At 66.9% G+C, this 20,032-nt stretch carries 15 protein-coding genes; 7 read left to right on the top strand and 8 right to left on the bottom strand.

Translation table 11 applies throughout. The features are described from left to right. The first annotated feature begins 1 nt into the window (after window position 1). The 3 genes from GM676_RS27245 (at window position 2) to GM676_RS27235 (ending at window position 3,201) form a co-directional block, all read left to right on the top strand. Complete coding sequence (locus GM676_RS27245; protein WP_155467415.1) at window positions 2–613, top strand: phenylacetic acid degradation protein PaaY; 612 nt, start codon at window positions 2–4, stop codon at window positions 611–613. Window positions 614–715: 102 nt separating this feature from the next. Further along, window positions 716–2,773 (top strand): phenylacetic acid degradation bifunctional protein PaaZ, encoded by a 2,058-nt coding sequence (gene paaZ, locus GM676_RS27240; RefSeq protein ID WP_155467413.1) that lies wholly within the window; start codon window positions 716–718, stop codon window positions 2,771–2,773. Further along, a complete protein-coding gene (locus GM676_RS27235) occupies window positions 2,770–3,201 on the top strand; it encodes a hypothetical protein (protein ID WP_155467411.1) in 432 nt (143 codons plus the stop codon). Before paaZ ends, GM676_RS27235 begins: the two co-directional genes overlap by 4 nt. Window position 3,202: 1 nt before the next feature. Here GM676_RS27235 and GM676_RS27230 read toward each other — a convergent pair whose 3' ends face one another. From GM676_RS27230 to GM676_RS27220, 3 genes are read right to left on the bottom strand one after another with little or no spacing between them, the layout of a single operon-like run. Continuing rightward, window positions 3,203–3,589: a VOC family protein gene (locus tag GM676_RS27230; protein ID WP_155467409.1), complete on the bottom strand. Its 387-nt coding sequence runs from the start codon at window positions 3,587–3,589 to the stop codon at window positions 3,203–3,205. A gap of 45 nt (window positions 3,590–3,634) precedes the next feature. Continuing rightward, the gene (locus GM676_RS27225; protein ID WP_211923299.1) at window positions 3,635–5,575 is read right to left on the bottom strand and encodes a DUF6055 domain-containing protein; all 1,941 of its coding nucleotides are present in this window, start codon (window positions 5,573–5,575) and stop codon (window positions 3,635–3,637) included. 6 nt (window positions 5,576–5,581) lie between these two features. Then, entirely contained in the window at window positions 5,582–6,808 is a 1,227-nt protein-coding gene (locus GM676_RS27220; protein WP_371866392.1) for a M24 family metallopeptidase, read from the bottom strand. A gap of 134 nt (window positions 6,809–6,942) precedes the next feature. On the opposite strand from GM676_RS27220, the gene GM676_RS27215 reads away from it, so the two are divergent. Then, window positions 6,943–8,544, top strand: coding sequence for a CehA/McbA family metallohydrolase domain-containing protein (locus GM676_RS27215; protein WP_155467404.1), 1,602 nt, complete (start codon window positions 6,943–6,945; stop codon window positions 8,542–8,544). On the opposite strand, the gene GM676_RS27210 is transcribed toward GM676_RS27215, so the two are convergent. Together GM676_RS27210 and argH are read right to left on the bottom strand one after the other, a co-directional pair. Beyond that, on the bottom strand, window positions 8,545–10,818 hold the full coding sequence (locus GM676_RS27210) for a M4 family metallopeptidase (protein WP_155467401.1): 2,274 nt from the start codon (window positions 10,816–10,818) through the stop codon (window positions 8,545–8,547). It lies immediately after the preceding gene. Window positions 10,819–10,930: 112 nt separating this feature from the next. After that, window positions 10,931–12,325 (bottom strand): argininosuccinate lyase, encoded by a 1,395-nt coding sequence (gene argH / locus GM676_RS27205; RefSeq protein WP_155467399.1) that lies wholly within the window; start codon window positions 12,323–12,325, stop codon window positions 10,931–10,933. A gap of 118 nt (window positions 12,326–12,443) precedes the next feature. Between argH and GM676_RS31640 the strand changes: the two genes are divergently transcribed. Continuing rightward, window positions 12,444–12,674, top strand: a complete 231-nt coding sequence (locus tag GM676_RS31640; RefSeq protein ID WP_170304372.1) for a hypothetical protein — start codon at window positions 12,444–12,446, stop codon at window positions 12,672–12,674. A gap of 12 nt (window positions 12,675–12,686) precedes the next feature. Here the strand turns inward: GM676_RS31640 and GM676_RS27195 are convergent, their stop codons facing one another. The 3 genes from GM676_RS27195 to GM676_RS27185 form a co-directional block, all read right to left on the bottom strand. Beyond that, window positions 12,687–12,926, bottom strand: a complete 240-nt coding sequence (locus GM676_RS27195) for a hypothetical protein (protein WP_155467393.1) — start codon at window positions 12,924–12,926, stop codon at window positions 12,687–12,689. An 88-nt stretch (window positions 12,927–13,014) separates the two neighbouring features. Further along, window positions 13,015–14,412: a YfcC family protein gene (locus GM676_RS27190; RefSeq protein ID WP_155467389.1), complete on the bottom strand. Its 1,398-nt coding sequence runs from the start codon at window positions 14,410–14,412 to the stop codon at window positions 13,015–13,017. Next, window positions 14,409–15,545, bottom strand: coding sequence for a succinylglutamate desuccinylase/aspartoacylase family protein (locus tag GM676_RS27185; RefSeq protein WP_155467386.1), 1,137 nt, complete (start codon window positions 15,543–15,545; stop codon window positions 14,409–14,411). Before GM676_RS27185 ends, GM676_RS27190 begins: the two co-directional genes overlap by 4 nt. Window positions 15,546–15,695: 150 nt before the next feature. Here GM676_RS27185 and GM676_RS27180 point away from each other — a divergent pair, with 150 nt between their 5' ends. After that, complete coding sequence (locus GM676_RS27180; protein WP_155467383.1) at window positions 15,696–18,437, top strand: TonB-dependent receptor; 2,742 nt, start codon at window positions 15,696–15,698, stop codon at window positions 18,435–18,437. 58 nt (window positions 18,438–18,495) lie between these two features. Continuing rightward, window positions 18,496–19,824, top strand: a complete 1,329-nt coding sequence (locus tag GM676_RS27175) for a cyanophycinase (RefSeq protein WP_155467380.1) — start codon at window positions 18,496–18,498, stop codon at window positions 19,822–19,824. Window positions 19,825–20,032 lie beyond the last annotated feature (208 nt).

Raw genomic sequence — 20,032 nt, 5'->3', positions numbered from 1 at the left:
CATGGTCAAGGTCTATGAAATCAATGGCGTGACGCCGGTGGTGCATCCGACCGCCTATGTGCATCCGAGCGCGGTGCTGATCGGCGATGTGATTGTCGGGCCGCGCTGCTATGTCGGTCCGTTGGCGGCGCTGCGCGGCGACTTCGGGCGGCTGGTGCTGGAGAAGGGCGCCAACTTGCAGGACACCTGCGTGATGCACGGCTTCCCCGGCTGCGACACGGTGGTCGAGCAGGATGGGCATATCGGCCATGGCGCGGTGCTGCATGGCTGCCGCATCGGCCGCAATGCGCTGGTCGGCATGAACAGCGTCATCATGGATAACGCGGTGGTGGGCGCGGACAGCATTGTCGCCGCCATGAGCTTTGTGCGGGCGGGGATGGAGATTCCGCCGCGCAGCCTGGCGGTCGGCTCGCCGGCCAAGGTGATGCGCGCGCTGAGCGACGAGGAGATCGTGTGGAAGACTGGCGGCACCGGGCAGTACCAGGAGCTGGCGGTGCGCTCGATGCGGACCATGCGCGAGACCGAAGCGCTGACCGCGCCCGAACCGGACCGCAAGCGCATCGAATGGGACAGCGCACTGCCGCTCCACTTGCACAAGAACGCCAGCGCCTAGCCGCGCACCGCACGCGCGCGAACGCGGGGCGCAGGCCAGCGCAGGATTGCGCACCGGGCGCCGCGAGCGCCGCAACAGATCAACATGAACGGAGACCGCACCATGCCACAAACACTGCAAAGCTTTATCGCCGGCCGCTGGATCGGCAGCGAGGCGGCCACGCCGCTGCATAGCGCCTTGACCAACGCCGTCATCTACCACACGCACGCCGACCGCATCGACTTCGATGAAGCCATCATGCACGCGCGCAAAACCGGCATCCCGGCGCTGATGCAGCTGAACTTCCAGCAGCGCGCGGCGCGGCTCAAGGCGCTGGCGCTGTATCTGTTGAACCGCAAGGAAGAGCTGTACGCCATCTCGCACCAGACCGGCGCCACCCGCGCCGACAGCTGGGTCGATATCGAAGGCGGCACCGGCACGCTGTTCGCCTACGCCAGCATGGGCAGCCGCGAGCTGCCGTCGTCCAACGTGCTGCACGAAGGCCCGGCCATGGCGCTGGGGAAGAACGGCGGCTTCGCCGGCACCCACATCCTGGTGCCGCGCGGCGGGCTGGCGGTGCACATCAACGCCTTCAACTTCCCGATCTGGGGTTTGCTGGAGAAATTCGCGCCGAGCTTCCTGGCGGCCATGCCGTGCATCGCCAAGCCGGCCAGCGCCACCAGCTATCTGACCGAGGCGCTGGTGCGCATGATGCACGAATCCGGCCTGTTGCCGGCGGGCGCGCTGCAACTGGTGATCGGCAGCACCGGCGATTTGCTGGACCGGCTGGGCGGCAGCGATGTGGTGACCTTCACCGGTTCGGCCGACACGGCGGCCAAGCTGCGCGCCAACCGCAACCTGATCGCCAACTCGGTGCCCTTCACCGCCGAAGCGGATTCGCTCAACTGCGCCATCCTGGCGCCGGACGTGACGCCGGACGACGCCGAGTTCGACCTGTTCGTGAAAGAGGTGGCACGCGAGATGACCGGCAAGGCGGGGCAGAAGTGCACCGCCATCCGCCGCATCATGGTGCCGGACCACATGGTGGACGCGGTGGGCACGCGCCTGCGCGAGCGGCTGGCGAAGGTCAGCGTCGGCGATCCATCAGTGGAAGGCGTGCGCATGGGCGCCCTGGCTTCGCGCGATCAGCAGCGCGATGTGGCCGAGCGCGTCGAGCAACTGGCGCGCGGCAATGAGGTGCTGTTCAGCGCCCGTGACGGCTTCGCGCCGCTGGGCGAGGGCGTGAGCGAGGGCGCGTTCTTCGCGCCGACCCTGCTGTTGTGCCGCGACGGCCAGCGCAACGAGGCGGTGCACGATGTCGAGGCCTTCGGGCCGGTCAGCACCATCATCAGCTACCACGGCATCGACGAGGCGCTGGCGCTGGCCGCGCGCGGCAAGGGTTCGCTGGTGTCGACGCTGGTGACGAAAGAGCCGGCCATCGCGGCCTACGCGGTGCCGGTGGCGGCGGCCTCGCACGGCCGCGTGCTGGTGCTGGACCGCGAGGCGGCGGTGGACTCCACCGGCCATGGCTCGCCGCTGCCGCAGCTCAAGCACGGCGGGCCGGGACGCGCCGGCGGCGGCGAAGAACTGGGCGGCATTCGCGCGGTGCGTCACTTCCTGCAACGGGCGGCGCTGCAAGGCTCGCCGACCATGCTGGCGGCGGTGACCGGCGAATACGTGCGCGGCGCGGCGGTGCAGGAGAGCGAAGTGCATCCGTTCCGCAAGCACTTCGAGGATCTGGCGATCGGCGATTCGCTGCTGACGCACCGGCGCACGGTGAGCGAGGCCGACATCGTGAATTTCGGCGGCGTCTCGGGCGACTACTTCTACATGCACTTCGACGAGGTGGCGGCGCGCGACACGCAGTTCGGCCAGCGCATCGCCCATGGCTACTTCGTGCTGTCGGCGGCGGCCGGGTTGTTCGTGTCGCCGGCGCCGGGGCCGGTGCTGGCCAACTACGGGCTGGATAATCTGCGCTTCGTGGCGCCGGTGGTGATCGGCGACACCATCCGCGCGCGTCTGACCTGCAAGCGCAAGGTCGACCGCAACCGCACCGACGACAAGGGCGTGGGGCAGGGCGTGGTGGCGTGGGACGTGCAGGTCACCAACCAGCGCGACGAGCTGGTGGCCAGCTATGACATTCTTACCTTGGTGATGAAGCGGAGTATGATGTCGGCATGAGATCAACCTTCATCAAACAATCCATGGGATTCAGTCCGCTGCTGACCGCGCGCGACTGGCTGCTGTTCGGCGCCATCGTCGCCGTCATCGTCGTGCTCGGACTGATGCTGGCGCCGGCGGTGGCAGGGCCGTTCTGGCGCGGCGCCATCATTGGCGGCATTGCCGGCAACCTGCCGTCGCTGCTGGCCTGCCTGCCGGTGCACGGCAGTGTGGCGGCGGAGCATGGCGGCAGCTTTACCGGCCGCGTCGAGCAGGCCGGCTTTGTGGCGGATGGCGAGACGGCGGAAGGCAGCATCTACCGGCATCGCGGCCCGCGCTGGCTGCGCTGGGATTCCAACCGCGTGGTGATCCGGCGCGGCGCCGACGGCGCGCTGCAAGTGAGCGCGCCGTACTACTTCTACTTCCGCCTCAAGCGCATGCAGGGCTGAGTTACTGGCCGGGCGGCGGCTGCCACAGTTCGACCTTGTTGCCCTCCGGGTCGATCACCCAGCCGAACTTGCCGAACTCCGAGTCGTCAGTTTTATCGAGCACGTTGCAGCCCTCGTCACGCAGGGCTTGCAGCAGGGCCGGCAGGTCGTGCACGCGGTAGTTGACCACGAAGGGCTTGCTGCCGGGCGCGAAGGCGTCGCTGTCGGCGGCCGAGATGCACCACGCGGTGGTACCGCCCACCGGCTGGCCGTCGTCGCCGCGCCAGTCGAACGCCGCGCCGCCCCAGGCCTGCACGTCGATGCCAAGATGGTGCTTGTACCACTCGCCCAGCGCTTTCGGGTCCTGCGCATAAAAGAAGATACCGCCGATGCCGGTCACTCGTTTCATATCATTCCCTCCTGGTAGACCTGCACTCTAGCATAGCTGTGGCGCTCAATTGCGCCAGCTCCGTGTGGCTTTTTGATTGATGTCGGTGGCTGAACCCAGGGTCGATTCGGCGTCGACGAGGCCGGAGCGGTTGCCGGCGCTGAGGTTGAGGCCCGCGCCGCGGTACTCGACGTCGCCGTACAGGTTGAGGTTGCCCGTCGCGCCCTGGCCGGACTCGAAGAAGCCGAGCGGGTAGAAGCTGGTGCGCACCTGGGCGGCGCCCGACACGTTGAAGCTGTTGGCGGCCGTGCCGACCACGCTCAGGCCGCCCACGGTGCCGCCGCTGACCGCGCCGTTGACGATGATGGCCTGGTCTTCGATGCGCGCCGTGCCGCTGGCCTGCGCGCCAGGCAGGATGGTGGCGTAGGGGCCGACGTACACCGTGGCCGGCGTGGTCGCCGGCGCGCAGCCGCCGCCGTTGGCGTGGCGCGCGGTGCCGGTCGGGCAGGCGTCGCGCTGGCCGTTGCCGAAGCCCTGGGGCCAGGCGTTGGCCAGTTCGATCATGTACTGGTAGCGCCAGATGGTGTTGTAGTCCTGGTCCCAGACGATGCTCTGGAACACCGACGGCGTGGCGGTCACCACCAGGAACAGCGGCTCGCCCGGATTGACCTTGAAGCTGAGGCTGGCGTCCAGGCCACGTTGCAGGGCGCTGTAGCGGGCCGAGCTGAACTGGGCGTCGGTGGCCACCAGGCCCCAGCGGAAGTCGGCGTCCGCGCCGGCCTGGCTGACGCCACGGAAGTTCACCGTGACCGTGTCCGCGCCGTCGGCCGGATACAGCCGGACCACGTTGTAGCCGAAGCGTTGCGGCGCGCCGTGGAACGGCGCCACGAAACGGCGGTTGCTGCTCCAGTTGTCGTCCAGCGCTTCCAGCGGCATCAGGCGGCGCAGGCGTTCGGTCTTGTCGGTCCGGGTGATGTCGCCGTAGCTGTTGCGGAAGGCGTCGGGCCGGGACTTGTAGTCCCACACCACGTTATGCATGGCCCAGTCGCCCATGAAGTCGTTGAGCTGGGCCAGCGTCCAGCCGCGCGATGTCTGGAGGTTGGTCAGTGGATCGGCGCCGGCGGTGGTCCAGATCCGCGTGACCGCCTCGGGACCGTACTTGTCCTTGATGAATTGCATGAACTGCCAGTTGCAGTAGCGGTCGCGCGTCGAACCCAGGTAGAGGTGCGGCGCGTTGGGCAGCATTTCGGAGCAATGCACATTGTCCTGGTACTCCGGCAACTGGTGCGGCGTGAAGTTGGCATGGCTCTCGTGTATCCAGCCGCAGGTGTTGGACTGCGGGCAGTCCAGTCCGTTGTTGCGGGTGGCCCACGCCTGCCAGCCGTGGGTGAATTCGTGGGTGAGGCCCCAGTGGTCCCTGAGCGCCTCCGGCCCGATCCACATGCCCAGGTGTTGCTTGCCCTGGTCGTCGATCCAGGCGCCGCCGGTCAGTTCCATGCCGGAATGGATGTGGACGGCCGGCTTGATCTTGTCCGCCTGGTTGAAAAATGGTTCCGGCATCACGAGGTTGGTGCTGAACAGGTTTTGCCAGACAATCTGCTCCAGGGTCTGGGCGGCCAGGTCGAGGTCGGCCTCGGACAATGCCTCGTCCGAATAGAAGGCGAAATGGCTGGATTCCCTGACCAGCCGGAAGCCGGATTGCGCCGGGCCGGGACCGCCGGCGCGCCAGCTGCCCGGCGTGATGGCGGGAGGCGCGGAGGTGACGTTGACCCAGGTGGTGGTGACGCCCTGGTCCACCGTGACTGTTGGCGCCGGCACCGGTGTGGGCGTTGGCGTCGGCGTCGGCGTCGGCGTGACAGCGACGCTGGTACCGGTCGCGCCGCCCCCGCCGCCGCATGCCGTCATCAGCATGGCCAGTCCCACGCTGGCGGCCATGAGCGCGCCGCGCCACGGCAGGCGTGTCAACGCGGTCGAACGGGCACGCTCATCGCCTGGGGGCTTGGTCACGAGTTATCAGCGGTCGAGGCCAAACGGGTCGTCGATGCTGTGGGCCGGTTCGGTGAACCATTTGGGGCCGCTGGCGCTCATGTAGAAGTGGTCTTCGTGGCGCACGCCGAATTCGCCGGGGATGCAGATCATCGGTTCGTTGGAGAAGCACATGCCGACGTCCAGCGCGGTCTTGTCGCCGCCGACCAGATACGGCCATTCGTGGATGTCGAGACCGATGCCGTGGCCGGTGCGGTGCGGCAGGCCGGGCAGCTTGTAGCCGGGGCCGAAGCCATCCGCCTCCAGCGAGCGGCGGGCGGCGGCGTCCACTGCCTCGCACGGCACGCCCAGCTGGGCCGCGGCGAAGGCGGCCGCCTGCGCTTTCTTCTCGCTGTTCCACACGGAGCGCTGGCGTTCGCTGATCGGGCCATACACGTAGGTGCGGGTGATGTCGGAGATGTAGTTGTGCAGTTTGCAGCCGGTGTCGATCAGCACCGTGTCGCCGGCTTTCAGGGTTTGCACGTAGCTCACGCCGTGCGGGTAGGCGGTGGCTTCGCCGAACAGCACGATCACGAAGTACGAGCCGCCCGGCGCGCCGACCTTGCGGTGGGCGCGGTCGATGAAGTCTTCCACTTCCTTGGTGGTGATGCCCTCGCGCAGAATGCTGGCGGCGGCGATGTGCACCGCCAGCGTCATGTCTTTGGCGCGCTGCATCAGGGCGATTTCGGCGGCCGATTTGCGGGTGCGGCAGTGGGCGGTGACGGTGCGCGCGTTTTCCAGCGCGTAGCCTTCGGCCAGCGGGCGGATGCCATCGTAGATGAAGAAGGCGGCGCTTTCGCAAATGCCCACGCGCGGCGGCTGTGCCGAATTCGGCGCGATGCCCAGGCGTTTCAGCACAGAGATGAACAGGGCGTACGGGCTTTCGTGCTCGTGCCAGCAGTTGACCGCGCCGTCCACCAGCATGAAGTCTTTCAGCGTGCTCTCTTCGAAGGCGGGGGCGATGTACTCGACATGGCCTTGCGCCGGCAGGATGGCGCCGACCATGCGTTCGCTGGCGTGCCACTTGGTGCCGGTGAAGTAGGTGAGGTTGGCGCCGGCGTTGATGTAGATGGCGGCGATGCCCTGCGCCTGCATGGTTGCCTGCGCGCGGGCGATGCGTTGCAGGTGTTCGTCTTTGCCGATGGGGACCGCGCCCGCCGTCATGTCCGACAGGGAGGCCAGCGCCTCGTCGATGGTCTTTCCGCCTATGCCTATGGTCATTTTTATATCCTGAAGTTGTGCGCGGGGATCGCCCGCCTGAGCGCACGATGATAGCAGGTCATTCGGCCGTCACACACGAATGTTATGTTGCGCGCTTCTCTGTTCCCCACTTCTTCAGGATAGCTTCCATGTCGTATAAAAAACTGCTGCTCCCTTCCGCCCTCGTCGCCGCGTTGACCATCGCTGCCTGCGGCGGCGATAACGAACCACAGAGCGTGGTGCCGCCGCTGCCGGCCGGCCGCTGGATCGCCGGCGATCTGCACACCCACACCACGCAGTCGGCCGACGCCGATGTCAGCCAGACGCTGGACAAGATTCTGTCCAAGGCCTTCACCAGCTATGGGCTGGACTGGATGGCGGTGTCGAATCACCTGCGCGTCTCCACCCGCGATGAGAAGGGCGCCACGCTGGCGGCGTCGATTCCGCTGTCGCTTGGCGTGGAGCGCTACGAGATCCCGCGCGTGAAGGCGCTGCAAGCGGCCGGCACCTACGCCGACAAGCTGATTTTCTCCGGCTTCGAATGGGACATGCCGACCCACGACCATATCGGCATCGGCCTGTTCGACGGCGCCGCCGCCAGCACCAAGGGCATGAAGGAGTTCGAGTACCTGTTCACCACGCGCGACCCGGCGATGTTCGACGCCGCCGACGTGGCGGCGTGGAAGGCAAAATACGGCGAGACGCGCTACAACAAGACCGCCGCCGATGCGCTGCAAGCGATCAACTGGCTGAAGCAGAATTATCCGGACAGCAGCTACGCGGTGATCAATCACCCGTCGCGCAACAAGGGCAGCTACACCATCGCCGACTTCCGCGCCTTCAACGACGCCGCGCCGAATATCATGTTTGCCATCGAGGGCATGGTGGGCAATCAGATGGAGCCGGACCGCGGCGGCTACACCGCGGCCTACACCGACGACAATGCGCCGCTGCGCGTGTATGGCGGCGTCGATTACGTGGTGGCCAAGCTGGGCGGGCCGTGGGATGCGCTGCTGGGCGAGGGCCGCCGCATCTGGAACCTGACCGATTCGGACACGCACTTCAAGATCGTCGGCGGCAACAGCAGCGGCTATTTCCCCGGCGAGTATGCGAAGAATTATGTGTTCAACAGCGCCACCGGCGCGCCGGCCTTGAAGGATCTGCTGGCCGGTCTGCGCTCGGGCAAGATGTTCTCGGTGTACGGTGACTTGATCAATGCGCTGGACTTCAACCTGGCCAGCAAGGATGACCGCAAGGAGATGGGCGGCGAGCTGAAAGTGGTGGCGGGCGACAAGGTCACGATCACGATCCGCTTCAAGTCGCCGGCCAGGAATAATTATGAGAAGCCGGTCGACAGCGGCACGCCGGCCAACGTCAAGCCGGTGGTCGATCACGTCGATCTGATCGCCGGCGATGTCGGCGCCAAGGCCACGCCGGGCAGCGCGGCCTACAGCGTCGCCAGCAACGCCAGCACGCGCGTGGTCAAGCGCTTCACGGCGGCCGACTGGAAGCTCGATGCGGACGGCTATTACAGCGTGACGTACGAGACCACCGCCAGCAAGAACCAGTACTTCCGCCTGCGTGGCACCAATCTGGGCGTGGATGTGGCCGGCCTGACCTCGGGCGGCGAGCCGCTGGCCGACCAGCGCACCGGCGCCACCGACAACACCCAGCGCTTCAACGATATCAACGACCGTAACTACCGCAGCCTGTGGTTCTATTCGAACCCGGTGTTCGTGTCGCTGCGCTGATCATTTGGTCAGCAGGCTGACCTTGTCGAGCACGAAGGAGGTTTGCTTGGAGCGGTCTTCGCGCATGGCAAACGACAGGGTCACGCTTTGTCCCTTGAACGGCAGCAGGTCGAAGCTGCGCAGCTGGTAGCCGGCCGCCGGCGTCAGGTTGGTGTAGGTGGCCAGCGTGGCCAGCGCCGCGCCGCCGGCCGCGCGCAGCGACACGGTCAGGGTGTCGTACACGGTGTTGCTGGTTTCGGCGGTGTCGATGTGCAGGGCGAAGCTCAGTTGCGCGCTGGTGGCGGCGGCCGGGATGTCGACCCGCTGGGTCAGCGTTTCGCTGCTGCGCCGGCCGTTGCCGCCCAGCCAGGCGTAGCGCGTGCCCTCGTACGCCGGCTGGGCGCTGTGGGTGCCGATCACGTAGGTGCTGCCGCTCCAGCCGGTGGCGCCGTCCTCGAAGCCGCCGTTGACGACGCGCTCGGTGGCCTGGCCGCCACCACCGCCGCCGCCACCTCCGTCACCGGCTTCATCGATGTCGGCGCCGACGTTGATGGCGGCGTAGGCGCGCTGCACGGCGATGGCTTCCTTCGAGCTTGCGCCATACAGTTCCTGCGCCGCCTGCAGCACCTTGTTGCGGGCGTCGGCGTAGTTGGTGGACGAGGTGAATTTGGTGGTCAGGGCCTTGAACCAGATGCGGTAGGCCTTGTCGGTGCCGATGCCGCTCATGGCGGCCGGGGCGCGCGTCAGGTAGGGGCTGTGGTAGTCGCTGGCCGGGTCGGCGCTGGAGCCCTGTGCCAGGAAGTAGAACATGCGGTTGTTGGGGCCGCTGGAGTAGTGGACGTCGAGGTTTTTCAGGTTGGCGCTCCAGGCGTCCGGGCTGCTGCCGTCCTTGCTCGGCTTGTACATCCAGCGCAGCGGCTGGCCGCTCTTGCTGATTTCCTTGCCCATCATCCAGTCGTTGCCACTGGCGGGCACGCTGTTGCCGGTGCCGCCGGCGCGCGCGTAGGCCTCCACCATCTCGCCGCCGATGTCGGAGTTCGACTCGTTGAGGCCACCGGATTCGCCGGCGTAGATCAGGTCGGCGGTGGAGGCGGTCACGCCGTGCGACATTTCGTGGCCGATGACGTCGATCGCGCCCAGGCTGTAGAAGCTGTTGCCGTCGCCGATGTACATGCACTTGCAGCTGTCGTCGTAGAAGGCGTTGTCGTAGGCGCTGCCGACGTGGGCGGCGATGTAGGTGGCGGTGTTGTTGCCGTCCAGCGATTGCCAGCCCAGCACGTTCTTGTTGGTGTCGTAGGTGTTCATCAGGCCCCACAGGGCGTTGACGGCGGCGGTCTGGCCGTTGGCGTCGGTGGTGCTGCCGCCGCTGTACTGCTTGCCGTCGCCCCAGGTGTTGCCGCTGTTGGTGTAGACGTTGCCGGGATCGGGGTTGTTGGGCGAGCTGTGGTTGGCGTTGGTGATGGCCATGCCGCCGAACTTGCCGCCGCTGCCGCGCGTGCTGTCGAGCATCTGGAAGCCGCTGGCGGTGGCGGAGGTGCTGATCGGCACCTGGCCGTTGTACTGGCTGTTGCCGATGCCGGTGACGGTTTGCAGCGCCGGCCATTTGGCGATCAGGCTGCCGTCGCGGGCGTCGATCACCACGTCGTAGTAGACCAGCCGGCCGTCCTGCGCCATGCGCAGCTGCACCAGCCAGGCCAGCGCGTAGCGGTCCACCACTTCCTCCAGGTCGAGGGCGTTGAGCTGGTCCTCGGGCTTGTTGGCGGCGGCCGCCGTGCGGGCGGACTTCATCAGCGGGTAGATCAGCAGTTCGGCGCCGGGCGGCCAGCGGTGGGTGCCGGCCGGGGCGATGGCTTGCACGGCGGCGCGGATGGCGTCGTCGCTGTTCAGGCGGGGCGTGAGGTCGGCCGGCAGCGGCGGGGTGATGCCGCTGGGCGTGGTGGCTTGCGGCGCCAGGCCGGGGCGGCGGTCGGAGGCGGCCACGCTGAGGATCTCGCCGGCGGCGTTGGTGACCACCACCGATTCCGAGCCGAACACGCGCAAGCCCTTGTAGGTGTGCTGGGCGCGGGTGATTTTCTGGCCGACCACGCCGGGATGCTGGCTGCTGATGCGGAAGCTGTAGTCGTTGGTGAGGCCGGGACGGGCGTCCAGCGCGCTCAGGCGCGCCACCAGCGCGGCGCTGTCCTGCGGGGTGGCGACGGCCACCGGGGCGGACATCAGTTGGGCGGGGCGCGCCAGCGGCGGCGTCAGGGCGGCGGCCAGGGCGAGTGCGGCAAGCAGGGGTGTGCGTGGTTTCATGTCATCCTCCGTGGTAGATGACTTCACGCTAGAACGATGGCGGGACGCGGTACTGCGCTAGATCAAACAGCGGGCGGATGCGGGCGGCGCCGGGACGGCGCCGCCGGGGGGATTACTTCAATTGTGCGCGCACGCGGGCGATGGCGGCGCGGACCTGGTTGGGCGCGGTGCCACCGACGTGGTCGCGCGCGGCGACCGAGCCTTCCAGCGTCAGCACGGCAAACACGTCGTCCTCGATCAGGGTGGAGAAGGCGCGCAGCTGCTCCAGCGACATCTCGGCCAGGTCGATCTTCAGGTCGTCACAGGCGCGCACGGCGTGGGCCACGGCTTCGTGGGCGTCGCGGAACGGCAGGCCCTTCTTGACCAGGTAGTCGGCCAGGTCGGTGGCGGTGGCGTAGCCTTGCAGGGCGGCCGCGCGCATATTGTCCGGCTTGACGGTGATGCCGCCGGCCATGTCGGCGAAGATGCGCAGGGTGTCGACCACCGTGTCCACCGTGTCGAACAGCGGCTCCTTGTCTTCCTGATTGTCCTTGTTGTAGGCCAGCGGCTGGCCCTTCATCAGGGTCAGCAGGCCCATCAGGTGGCCATACACGCGGCCGGTCTTGCCGCGCGCCAGTTCCGGCACGTCGGGGTTTTTCTTTTGCGGCATGATCGACGAGCCGGTGCAGAAGCGGTCGGCGATGTCGATGAAGCCCACGCGCGGGCTCATCCAGATGATCAGCTCTTCCGACATGCGCGAGATGTGGGTCATGATCAAGGAGGCGGCGGCGGTGAACTCGATGGCGAAGTCGCGGTCCGACACGGCGTCCAGCGAGTTGTGGCAGACGTCGTCGAAGCCCAGCGTCTTGGCCACGCGCACGCGGTCGATCGGGAAGGTGGTGCCGGCCAGCGCGGCGGCGCCCAGCGGCAGGCGGTTGACGCGCTTGCGGGCGTCGGCCATGCGCTCGGCGTCGCGGCCGAACATTTCCACGTAGGCCAGCATGTGGTGGCCGAAGGTGATCGGCTGCGCCACCTGCATGTGGGTGAAGCCCGGCAGGATGGTGTCGGCGTTCTTTTCGGCCAGGTCGGTCAGGGCGCCGCGCAGGGCGTTCAGCAGGGCCAGCACGTCGTCGATGGCCGAGCGCACGTACAGGCGGATGTCGGTGGCCACCTGGTCGTTGCGCGAGCGGCCGGTGTGCAGGCGCTTGCCGGCGTCGCCGACCAGCTCGGTCAGGCGTTTTTCGATATTCAGGTGCACGTCTTCCAGGTCGAGCAGCCATTCGAACTGGCCGGCCTCGATTTCGGCGCCGATCTGCGCCATGCCGCGCTCGATCTCGGCGCGGTCCTGGGCGCTGATGATGCCCTGGGCGGCCAGCATCTCAGCGTGGGCCAGCGAGCCCTGGATGTCGGCCTTGGCCAGGCGCTTGTCGAAAAACACCGAGGCGGTGTAGCGTTTGACGAGGTCCGAAACCGGTTCGTTGAAGCGGGCCGACCAGGCTTCGGCCTTTTTGGAGAGTTGTGCAGTCATAGTCAAATAGAGGAAGTGCGCGGAGGATCAACAGCAGATTATAAACCCTAAAATCCATCAGTCCTGTCTATACAACCTTGATGCCGGCTATATACACACGGTTGTGTATCCCCACCACATGCCTCGTTTTGTCTCGTTTTGCCTCGAAAAATGCCTCGTTTTCGTCACGCCGCGTGGCTGGGCCAACGAGGTATGTGGCTGTGTGCGCAATGCCTGGCGCGACATCTGGATTCAGTGCCCCCGCAATGAAGGCTGGATGCGCGCCGGCGACTGGCGCTCCGGCGAGGCGGCCAACCAGCGCCGCCCTGGCATCGAGCGCCGCCGCCGCGCGCGCCGCCAGCTGGATTGAATAACTGCCAGTTCATCCGGCCGTTTCGTCCGGCAGCGCTGAAGAAGAGCTGTCCTTGGAAACTCTACGCGAATTAATGATGGCCGCTAGGATTGCTGCGTCGGCAACCCAGCCGGCATATTCATCGCGCGTCATACCGAGGAATTCGTGCAGCGTTTGGTTACCGGGATTGTCATGCCATTGATCGATGTAGTCATCGATATCCTCGGGCGAGGCTTTGCGCGCCAGGCATTTTTCAATAAAGTTAGACATCGATCTTCCTCCCCGCAACAGCGCCTTTGCGTGAACAGCGTTCCACATATAGAGTTTAGACCTATCCCCGGGGCGCCAGCGCTTTTGATCATTGCCAGTTCATCAGGCACGGCGGGACCAGCAGGGCCAGCGCCAGCACGGCGTAGATCAGTTGTAGCGGGATCATCCACTTGGCCCAGGTGATCCAGGGAATGCGCGCCAACGCCAGCACGCCGACCGTGATGCCCGAGGTCGGGATCATCGGCGTGGTGAATTCGCCGAACTGGAACGCCAGGATGGCGGTCTGGCGCGTCACGCCCACCAAGTCCGCCAGTGGCGCCATGATCGGCATGGTCAGCGCCGCCTGTCCGCTGCCCGAGTGGATGAAGAAGTTGATCACGGTCTGGATGCCGAACATTTTCCACGCCGCGAACACCGGATGCGCCGACTGCACCAGCGGCATCAGCGCGTGCAGCATGGTGTCGATGATGTGGGCGTCGCGCGCCAGCACCAGCGTGCCGCGCGCCAGCGCGATCACCAGCGCCGTCCCCACCAGGTCGCGCGCGCCCTGCATGAAGCCTTCCACGATCTGGGTCGAATCGAGCTTGCCCACCAGCCCGATCACGATCGCCATCGACAGGAACAGGGCCGCGATTTCGTCGATGTACCACTCGTAGTGCACCACGCCAAACACCATCACCGCCAGCGAGCCGGCGAAGATCCACAGCACCAGCTTGTGACGCGCGGTCATGCCGTGGAAGTCGGCCACGCCACCCGCCGGCAAGTCCTTGCGCTTTTCCAGATCCAGCGCGTAGGTCGGGCTCAGGGTCGGATCGCGCTTGACGCGCGCCGCGTACCACATCATGAAGGCGATGGTCACCGTCGTCGCGATCACCCACACGATCAGCCGGTAGCCCCAGCCGGAAAACACCGGCACCCCGGCGATGCCCTGCGCGATGCCGACGTTGAATGGATTCAGGAACGCCGCCGAGAAGCCCACCTGCGAGCCCAGGAACGGAATCGACACGCCCACCACCGTGTCGTAGCCCAGCGCCAGCGCCAGCGGCACGAAGATCAGGATGAACGGGATCGCCTCCTCGTTCATCCCGAAGGTCGCGCCGCCGATCGAGAACAGGGTGATGAACACCGGGATCAGCGCCTTCTGGATGAAGGCCGAACTCGCGTGCGCCTTGGCCAGCGACTTGATCATCGCGTCGATCGCCTCGGTCTTCTGCAACACGGCGAACGCGCCGCCGACGATCAGCACGAAGCCGATGATCTGCGCCGCCTCGACAAAGCCCTTGATCGGCGCCTTCATCAGCGCCACCAGCCCCTGCGGATTGCTGGCGATGTAGTGGAAGCTGTCCGGATTGATCAGCTGCTTGCCGTTGACCAGATGGGTGTCGTACTTCCCGCCCGGCACCAGCCAGGTGGCCGCGGCGATCAGCGCCAGGATGATGAACAGCAGGACGAAGGTGTGCGGGAGTTTGAGTTTCTTCTTCATCATGCGCTCAGCAGGTCGCCCTCACGATAAGCCCTGGCGCCCGCCACCTTGCCGACGTTCATGCCGCGGATCACATGGCGGTGCGCGCTGCGCGCGAAGAACACGCCGTCCACCGTGGCGCGCAGCACCGTGGTCTCGCCGCTGACCGGGTCGATCAGGTCGGCCAGTGCGTCGCCGGCCGCCACCTTCGCGCCCAGCTCGCGCGTGTAGATCAGGATGCCGGCATGCGGCGCATACACCGGCTCCACCCCTTCCAGCGGCGTGGCCGCGCACAGCGGCGCCGGCACCGCCGCCGCTGCCGCCGCCTGCGCCGCCGCGTCGCCCAGCACGCCGTTCAGGGTCAGGAATTGCAGCAGGCCGGCCGCGTCCTTGCGCGCCAGCGCGTAGCTCACCTCCATCTCGCCGCGCAGCTCCACCGTGGTCGACAGGCAGGCCGGCGGGATCGGGAAGCGCTGCGCGAAATGGTTGTCCAGATCCCACCACAGGCGGCTGCACGCCTCGTCGAACGGTTCGCCGCCGGCCTCGTAGGCCAGCAGCGTCGCGTGCGAACCCATGATGGCCGACAGCGGCGCGATCGCCTCCGCCAGCGGCGTGCCGGCGTAGATGTGCAGCACCGCCTCGTTGTCGCAATGCAGGTCGAGCACGATGTCGGCGTCGATCGCCAGCGTCATCAGGGTTTTCTTGAGCGTCTCGGCGTCGGTGGCCGGCTGCCAGTCGGCGATCGAGGCGCGCGCGTGCTCGCGGATCAGCGCCACGTTGGCCGCCGCGTCCTGGCCCAGCTTGCCTTCCAGCGATTTTTTCAGATCGTTGGCCACGTGCTTGTAGGCGCGGTTGAAGTTGACGCCGGTGGTCAGGTCGAAGCGCCCGAACGCCGCGCCGTGGATGGCCTGCGCCAGCCCGATCGGATTGGCGGCCGGCACCAGGATGATTTCGCCGTGGATCTGGCCGGCCGCTTCCAGCGCCGCCAGCTCGCTGCGCAGGAATTGCGACACCAGCATGCCCGGCACCTCGTCGGCGTGCAGCGAGCCCTGGATGTAGACCTTCTTGCCGCCGCCCGGCGCGCCGAAGTGGAAACTGGTCAGCGCATACGCGGCATTGGCGTGCGGCCCGGATAAAGGATGAGTAATGGCTTGCATGGCGAGTCCCGCTGATTCGTGAAGGGTTGAGTATGTAGCACTATTTTCACAAAGTAAATCGCAGGCGGGGCGCTTCCTTGAGTTTTTGGCTACATGTGCGTACAGTTAGCTTAAATGAATTATTTACAGATCGAATATCAGGGAGAGTATATGAAAGCAACCATGATGGCGCGCGCCGTACGCCTGGCGCTGGGCATGGGCGCGGTTGCCGGCCTGCTGGCCCCGGCCGTGGCGCAGGACGCGCAGGGCGCGCCGGCCGCGCCGGCCGCCGCCCCGCTGCCGCGGGTGGAAATCACCGGCTCGGCCATCAAGCGCATCGAGGCGGAAACCGCGCTGCCGGTGCAGGTCATCACCCGCGACGAGATCGACAAGGTCGGCGTCACCACCGCCAGCGAAATCCTGGCCCGCCTGTCGGCCAACCTCAACGGCCTGACCGACGCCGGCAGCATCTCCGACGGCAAGGACCAGCGCGGCTTCAACAGCGCCAACCTGCGCGGCATCGGCACCTCGTCCACCCTGGTGCTGCTGAACGGCCGCCGCATGGCCAACTTCGCCTCGCCCGGCGACGACACCGGCGTCGACCTCAACAACATCCCGGCGGCCGCCATCGCCCGCGTCGAAGTGCTGCTGGACGGCGCCTCGGCCCTGTACGGCACCGACGCCATCGGCGGCGTGATCAACTTCATCACCCGCAAGGACTTCCAGGGCGTCGAGCTGAACGCCTATGGCCTCAAGACCCGCGAGGGCGGCGCCGGCAAGCGCACCGCCAGCCTGACCGCCGGCCATGGCGACCTGGCCAGGGATGGCTACAACATCTTCGCGGTGGCCGACTTCCAGCGCACCGACGCGCTGTCGACCCTGCAACGCGGCTTCATCAACGACCTGCACATCACCGAGCGCCTGCCGCACCTGCTGTCCGGCGTCACCGCGCCGGCTAATGTGCGCCTGAGCGGCGACCAGCTCGACTACCTGAACAACCACGGCTACACCCTCAACGGCAAGCCGCTGAGCGGCCGCGTGTTCAATCCCTCGGTGCCCACCTGCAACGGCCCGGCCAACGTCTACCTGCCCGCCGGCATCGGCGGGGTCGATGGCTGCACCTACAACTACATGCGCGACACCGAGCTGTACCCGCGCACGGAAAAGGCCAATCTGCTGTCGCGCGGCGTGCTGCAACTCAATCCGGACAACCAGCTGTACGCCGAGGTGGCGCTGAGCCGCGCGCGCAGCTGGTACGCGGCCTCGGCCGCGCGCATCACCGGCGTCTACGTCGACTACACCCGGGTGCCGGGCCTGGCCGGCTACGACCTCGGCTCGGAGGAGGCCGGCGGCGACCCGACCGTCCAGCTGCGCATGCGCATCCCCGAGGCCGGCAAGCGCACCTCGGAGGTGGTCAGCGAGAGCCAGCGCTATGTGGTCGGCCTGAGCGGCAGCCGCAACGGCTGGGACTATGACATCGGCCTCAACCACAGCGTCAACGTGGTGCGCGACCGCGACACCCACGGCTACCTGCTGTACGACAAACTGGTGGCCGGCATCGAGGATGGCCTGATCAACCCGTTCGGCCCGTCCACCCAGGCCGGCCTGGACCTGATCAACAGCATCCAGGTCAACCAGGAGGTGCGCCACGCGCGCGGCACCATGGACTCGCTGGACTGGAAGGTGTCGCACGCGGTCGGCGCGCTGGCCGGCGGCGACGCCATGCTGGCGCTGGGCGGCGAGCTGCGGCGCGAAAAGACCGACTACAACCCGTCGGCGCTGCTGATGAGCGACAACATCAACAACGACGACTGGTCGGACGGCGCCACCGCCACCAGCTACGCCCGCAACATCAAGGCGGTGTACGGCGAGCTGCTGCTGCCGCTGACCAAGCAGTGGGAAGCCCAGCTGTCGGCCCGCTACGACCACTACCAGGTGGTGGGCGGCGCCGCCAGCCCGAAAATCGGCCTCAGCTACATGCCGAGCAACACCATGCTGTTCCGCGCCTCGGCCGGACGCGGCTTCCGCGCGCCGTCGATGACCGACCTGTACCGCCCGACCCAGGAAAGCGCCACCGCCACGCTGCCCGACCCGGTGTATTGCGCCACGGTCGACAACGATTACGCGGCCTGCGCCGACGCCTGGATCACCCACCGCCATTCCAACCCCAACCTCAAGCCCGAGCGCAGTCGCCAGTTCTCGGTGGGCGTGGTGTTGCAGCCGTCGAAACAGGTGATGCTGTCGCTCGACTACTGGAACATCAAGCGCACCGACCTGATCGCCGAGATCGGCGACGACGTGCTGCTGGCCAACCCGGTCAAGTACGCCAACCTGATCCACCGCGACGAGGACCAGCTGATCGAGTATATCGACCTGTACAAGGAAAACCGCGGCGCCCAGAAGGCGGCCGGGCTCGACCTGACCATCGATTTCCGCGGCGTGCAGACCTGGGCCGGCCGCTTCGGCGGCCGCCTGAGCGGCACCTATGTCACCGACTCCAAGTTGCAGACCGAGCACGACAGCCCCTATGTCAGCAACCTGGGCCGCTTTGTCACCGAGGGCGTGGTGCAGCGCTGGCGCCACACCATCAGCTTCGACTGGGACCGGGGACCGTGGGCCGCCACCCTGTCGAACACCTATTCCAGCGGCTATGAGGACCAGAACTCGGCGGTCGACACCAACAGCGGCACGGTGGTGGCGCCCAACCGCGTGAAGGCGTATTCGCTGTGGGATCTGAGCGGTTCGTGGCAGGCCAGCAAGGCCCTGAAGCTGCGCGCCGGCATCCAGAACCTGTTCGACACCGCGCCGCCGTTCTCCAACCAGGCGTTTTACTTCATCTCCGGCTACGACCCGACCTACACCGACGTCCGCGGCCGCCGCCTCTACGCCAGTGTAAATTACGCGTTCAAGTAATGCGTTTTTAAGCAATTGCTTGGTATCATCTGGCAATTGGCTTGATCGGAAGGGGAACATGAAAGTAACTGGTTTGACGCTGCGGCAGCTGGGCCTGCACCTGTGCATGCTCTGGCTGCTGGCGCTGGCCTGCGCCGCGCAGGCGGCCACGACGATCCAGACCACGCCGGTGCCCAAGGTGCAGGTGCCGGGCAAGAGCAGCAAGCCGGCCAAGGCGGTGCCGCCGCCCAAGCCGGTGCTGGCGCCGCCGGCGGGCAACCTGGTCATCATCGGCGGCGGCCTGCGCACGGAAAACGCCGAGGTCTGGCAGCGCATCGTGCAGTTGGCCGGCGGCAAGGGCGCGCGCATCGGCGTGTTCGGCTCGGCCTCGATCAACCCGGAAAACGCCGCCCAGGCCACGGTCAACAAGCTGAACCAGTACGGCGCCCAGGCCTTCGCCATCCCGCTCGGGGTGACCTGGCCCAACAGCGACTACCGCAAGGCGGCCGAGGACCCGGAAACCGTGGCCATGATCCATTCGGCCACCGGCATCTATTTCACCGGCGGCGACCAGGCGCGCATCACGCGCGCGCTGGTGCGCCCGGACGGCTCGCACACCGCCGCGCTGGACGCGGTGTGGGACGTGTACCGCGACGGCGGCGTGGTGGCCGGCTCCAGCGCCGGCGCGGCCATCATGAGCACCACCATGTTCTACGACGCCAAGCCGACGCTGGACATGCTCAAGCAGGGCGTCAACGACGGCCACGAGATCGCCCCCGGCCTCGGCTTCATCGGCGACGATGTGTTCGTCGACCAGCACCTGCTGGTGCGCGGCCGCTTCGCGCGCATGATCCCGGTGATGCTGAAGAAGGGCTACCAGATCGGCCTCGGCATCGACGAGAACACCGCCATGGTGGTCAACGCCAAGCGCGACGTCGAGATCATCGGCTACAGCGGCGCGCTGCTGCTGGACTTGTCGGCCGCCATCACCGACCGCGGCATCAAGGGCTTCAATATTTCCAACGCCACCATCAGCTATCTGGACCGCGGCGATAAATTCAATCTCGTGAGCCGCGAGTTCACGCCGTCGCCGGACAAGGCCGACAACAAGCTCGACCCGAACCAGCCCGACACCCGCGAGCCGGTCTACACCAACGACATCCTCGGCAACAACGCGGTGCTGGATCTGATGGTGAATCTGATCGACAACGCCCAGCAGGAAGCCATCGGCATCGCCTTCGGCAATCCGCGCGATTTCAACCCGGAGCTGGGCTTCGAGTTCCGTTTCAGCAAAACCATCAACAGCGTCGGCTACAGCTCGACCGAGGTGGAGGCGTACTCCGTGCTCAAGCTGCGCATGGATATCCGGCCGATTCAGCTGCAACAGCCGCTGTACCGCTACCGCTGAGTCACTGAGTCACTGAGGCGCCGAGCCGCCGCGCCGGGCGGCGGGCCTGTCGAGCTAGTACAATAAGCCTCGCGTCCCACTTCCGCCCGGAGCCCGTATGCGCCTGCTCGTCCGCTTCCTGATCCACACCGCCCTGATGCTGGCCGTGCCGCTGGGCGCCGCCGCCGCGCCCGCCACGCCGGCGCCGGCACCGCTCCCCGCGCCCGCC

The organism is Duganella radicis (assembly GCF_009720825.1).
GTDB classification, from domain to species: Bacteria; Pseudomonadota; Gammaproteobacteria; order Burkholderiales; family Burkholderiaceae_D; genus Rugamonas; species Rugamonas radicis.
Note: the sequence above shows the minus strand (reverse complement) of the source record. Positions and strands in the feature narration are given on the sequence as shown.

Coding starts and splice junctions, on each gene's coding strand:
- GM676_RS27245 (WP_155467415.1), top strand. CDS start 2: ATGGTCAAGGTCTATGAAATCAATGGCGTGACGCCGGTGGTGCATCCG.
- GM676_RS27175 (WP_155467380.1), top strand. CDS start 18,496: ATGAAAGTAACTGGTTTGACGCTGCGGCAGCTGGGCCTGCACCTGTGC.
- GM676_RS27185 (WP_155467386.1), bottom strand. CDS start 15,545: ATGCAAGCCATTACTCATCCTTTATCCGGGCCGCACGCCAATGCCGCG.
- GM676_RS27230 (WP_155467409.1), bottom strand. CDS start 3,589: ATGAAACGAGTGACCGGCATCGGCGGTATCTTCTTTTATGCGCAGGAC.
- GM676_RS27195 (WP_155467393.1), bottom strand. CDS start 12,926: ATGTCTAACTTTATTGAAAAATGCCTGGCGCGCAAAGCCTCGCCCGAG.
- paaZ (WP_155467413.1), top strand. CDS start 716: ATGCCACAAACACTGCAAAGCTTTATCGCCGGCCGCTGGATCGGCAGC.
- GM676_RS27210 (WP_155467401.1), bottom strand. CDS start 10,818: ATGAAACCACGCACACCCCTGCTTGCCGCACTCGCCCTGGCCGCCGCC.
- GM676_RS27180 (WP_155467383.1), top strand. CDS start 15,696: ATGAAAGCAACCATGATGGCGCGCGCCGTACGCCTGGCGCTGGGCATG.
- GM676_RS27190 (WP_155467389.1), bottom strand. CDS start 14,412: ATGATGAAGAAGAAACTCAAACTCCCGCACACCTTCGTCCTGCTGTTC.
- argH (WP_155467399.1), bottom strand. CDS start 12,325: ATGACTGCACAACTCTCCAAAAAGGCCGAAGCCTGGTCGGCCCGCTTC.
- GM676_RS27215 (WP_155467404.1), top strand. CDS start 6,943: ATGTCGTATAAAAAACTGCTGCTCCCTTCCGCCCTCGTCGCCGCGTTG.
- GM676_RS31640 (WP_170304372.1), top strand. CDS start 12,444: ATGCCTCGTTTTGTCTCGTTTTGCCTCGAAAAATGCCTCGTTTTCGTC.
- GM676_RS27235 (WP_155467411.1), top strand. CDS start 2,770: ATGAGATCAACCTTCATCAAACAATCCATGGGATTCAGTCCGCTGCTG.